Genomic DNA, 2,962 nt, shown 5'->3' on the forward strand with positions numbered 1-2,962 from the left:
GCCGCGCACGGCGGCGTGTGGGGCCGGCTGGCGCTGCTCGCCGTCGGCGCGCTGCTCGCGTCCGCGGGCACCGTCTCGGGGCTCGCCGCGACGGAGGCCGGCGAGCACGCCGTGCCGCACGGCCTGCACGGCCTCGGCGGCGGCCACCACGGCTGACCGTCACGCAGCGCACCGATGCCGGTGCACGCACGACGAAGCCCGCACCCCGAGGGGTGCGGGCTTCGTCGTGCGTGCGCTGGTCCGGTCGGGCCGTGACGTGCGTCAGGCGGCCCGACCGGCCCGGATCACTTGAGGGTGACCGTGGCGCCGGCGCCCTCGAGGGCAGCCTTGGCCTTGTCGGCCGTCTCCTTGTTCGCGCCCTCGATGACCGGCTTGGGCGCGCCGTCGACGAGGTCCTTGGCCTCCTTCAGGCCGAGGCTCGTGAGGGCACGCACCTCCTTGATGACCTGGATCTTCTTGTCACCGGCGGCCTCGAGGATGACGTCGAAGGAGTCCTTCTCCTCCTCGGCCGGGGCGTCGGCGGCGCCGCCGCCCGCGGGGGCGGCCACGGCGACGGCGGCCGGCGCGGCGGCGGTGACCTCGAAGACGTCCTCGAAGGCCTTCACGAACTCGGAGAGCTCGATGAGCGTGAGCTCCTTGAACGCGTCGATGAGCTCGTCGGTGGTGAGCTTCGCCATGGTGGCGGTTCCTTCCGTTCTGACCTGTCGTCCGGTGGTCGGCGACAGGGGGTGCTGGGGACTGCTGGGGAGCTGCGGGCTGAGCGTCGGGCTCAGGCAGCGGTGTCGGACGACTCCTCGCGCTTGGCGCGCAGGGCCTCGACGGTGCGCACGGCCTGCGAGGCAGGAGCCGTGAACAGGTACGCGGCCTGGTAGAGCTTGGCCTTCATCGCGCCGGCCGCCTTGGCCAGCAGCACCTCGCGGGACTCGAGGTCCGCGAGCTTGGTGATGTCCTCCGCGGTCAGCGGGCGGCCGTCGAGGACGCCCCCCTTGATGACCAGCGCAGGGTTCGCACGGGCGAAGTCACGCAGACCCTTGGCCGCCTCGACCGGGTCACCGGTGACGAAGGCGATCGCCGACGGGCCCGCGAGCCCGTCGTCGAGGCCCTCGAGGCCGGCTTCCTTGGCCGCGATCGCGGTCAGCGTGTTCTTCACCACGGCGTACTGAGCGTTCCCGCCGAGCGCCTTGCGCAGCGTCTTGAGCTGCGCGACGGTGAGCCCGCGGTACTCGGTCAGCACGGCCGCGTTGGAGGCACGGAAGCGCTCCGTGATCTCCGCGACGGCGGCTGCCTTGTCCGGCCTCGCCATGGCATTCCTTCCGATCAGGGTGCCGCCGGCGTGCCACCCCGGGAAACAGAAGAGCCCCGCGCAGGCGCGGGGCTCGGCAGGACGCGCACGTCGACCGGGCACGTACCGAGGGCACGCGCGGTCGGACGGAGGTCCGGTGAGTCTCGCCTGCGCAGGCCCCCGCTGTCGCGGAGCTTCGGCCGGTCCGACGAGCGGACCGACGACCGACGGTCTTGGGCCGGACCAGCGTACGGCACGGGAAGGGGTCGACCAAATCACGGCGGCCGCACCGCGTCACGCTGCGCCGTGGGCCCCGAACGTGCACCAGTTGACGAACCCTGCGGGCGCGGACCGGTCGACGTCCGCGCGGGCGGCGTGCAGCGCGCGCGCCATCGTCTCACCGGCCGCGAGACCGCGGTGCAGCCCCCGCATGAGGTCGACCACCTCGACGTCGGGCACGGCCGCGATGCTGGCCACGACGCCGGCCGTGCCCCGCGCGAGCATGGCCGAGACGAAGCCCAGCACCTCGTCCCCCGCGTACGCGACGTCGGCGCCCGAGTGGCACGACGCCAGGACGAGCCGGCGCGGCGCCACCCCCGCCCGGTGCAGCTGCTGCACCGTCACGGGGCCGTCCGCGAGGACCAGCGACGAGAACATCGGGTTGTCGGCACGGGGCACGCCGTGGCACGCCAGGTGCGCGAGGTCGGCCGTCGCCAGCGACCGGAGGACGTCGACCGTGCGGCTGCGCCCCGCCCCGAGGACCTGCGCGCGCGGGTGCACGAGGGCGAGGGCGTCGACCTCCTCCTGCGCGGCGGCCAGGCCCGGACCCGCGACGAGCACCGTGCCTCCCGTCCCCGCGCGGCGCGCCGCGGACGCCACCCAGGCCGTGGCCGCCGGGCTGAGCGCGACCGGGGCCTCGTGCAGCGCCGCCCACGGCACGCCGTGCAGCGGCCCGACGGGCACCACGACGAGCTCGTCGTGCCCCGCCGTGCCGAGCGGGTCCAGCAGCCGCTCGCGCAGCGTGCGCAGGCGCAGCTCGGCGTTGGCGCGCGCCGCAGCGGCGGACGCGGGCGACCGGGGGTCCGCGAGCCGGCGCAGCGCGAACACCAGCGCCCGCTGGGCCTCCGCCACCGGGCCGACGGGACCGAGGTCGACGACGCGCGCGCCGCGCCGCGCGACGACGACGGCCACGTACCGCCCGTCGCACCGGCCCACCTCGACCAGCACGCGCCCGTCCAGGGCGGTCCGGACCGCCGACAGGGTGGGCGGTTCACGCCAGTCACCCACCACGTCGTCCACCGCGACGCCCGCCCCGTCGGACCCGGTGCCACGCCCGGGCGCACCGTCGACGGTCGCACCGTCGGGCGCCGCCGCGCCCGTGCGCGTCGGTCCCGACGGGAACGGGTGCCACGGCTCGGCCCTCTCGGGCACGGGGCCGTCGACGTGGGGCTCGACGGGCAGCCGCGCGAGGAGCGCCGCGGCACGCGTCTGCTCCATCCACCGCAGCACCCGCGCCGGCGACCCCTCGCGCAGGAGCGCCGCGAGACCCATCTGCCCCAGCTCCGCGCCGTGCCCGGACGCGAGCGCCCGCAGCTCCATCGTCGGCAGCGTCCCCCTGTGCGCCGCGAGGTCGCGCAGGCCGGCGCGCGCCTCCCGGACCGTCCGCGGACCGTCGCCCGC

The 2,962-nt window shown here is 76.2% G+C and carries 3 protein-coding genes; all 3 read right to left on the minus strand.

The genetic code is table 11. The features are described from left to right. Positions 1 to 284 precede the first annotated feature (284 nt). Positions 285 to 677: a 50S ribosomal protein L7/L12 gene (gene rplL / locus AB6N23_RS17920; protein ID WP_412867322.1), complete on the minus strand. Its 393-nt coding sequence runs from the start codon at positions 675 to 677 to the stop codon at positions 285 to 287. A gap of 92 nt (positions 678 to 769) precedes the next feature. Then, a complete protein-coding gene (gene rplJ / locus AB6N23_RS17925; RefSeq protein ID WP_378208786.1) occupies positions 770 to 1,303 on the minus strand; it encodes a 50S ribosomal protein L10 in 534 nt (177 codons plus the stop codon). A gap of 273 nt (positions 1,304 to 1,576) precedes the next feature. Next, a partial coding sequence (locus AB6N23_RS17930; RefSeq protein WP_412867323.1) for a CHAT domain-containing protein occupies positions 1,577 to 2,962 on the minus strand: 1,386 nt, incomplete at its 5' end.

It is taken from the genome of Cellulomonas pasadenensis, from assembly GCF_047229365.1.
In the GTDB taxonomy this organism is placed as follows: Bacteria; Actinomycetota; Actinomycetes; order Actinomycetales; family Cellulomonadaceae; genus Cellulomonas.

Coding starts and splice junctions, on each gene's coding strand:
- rplL (WP_412867322.1), bottom strand. CDS start 677: ATGGCGAAGCTCACCACCGACGAGCTCATCGACGCGTTCAAGGAGCTC.
- rplJ (WP_378208786.1), bottom strand. CDS start 1,303: ATGGCGAGGCCGGACAAGGCAGCCGCCGTCGCGGAGATCACGGAGCGC.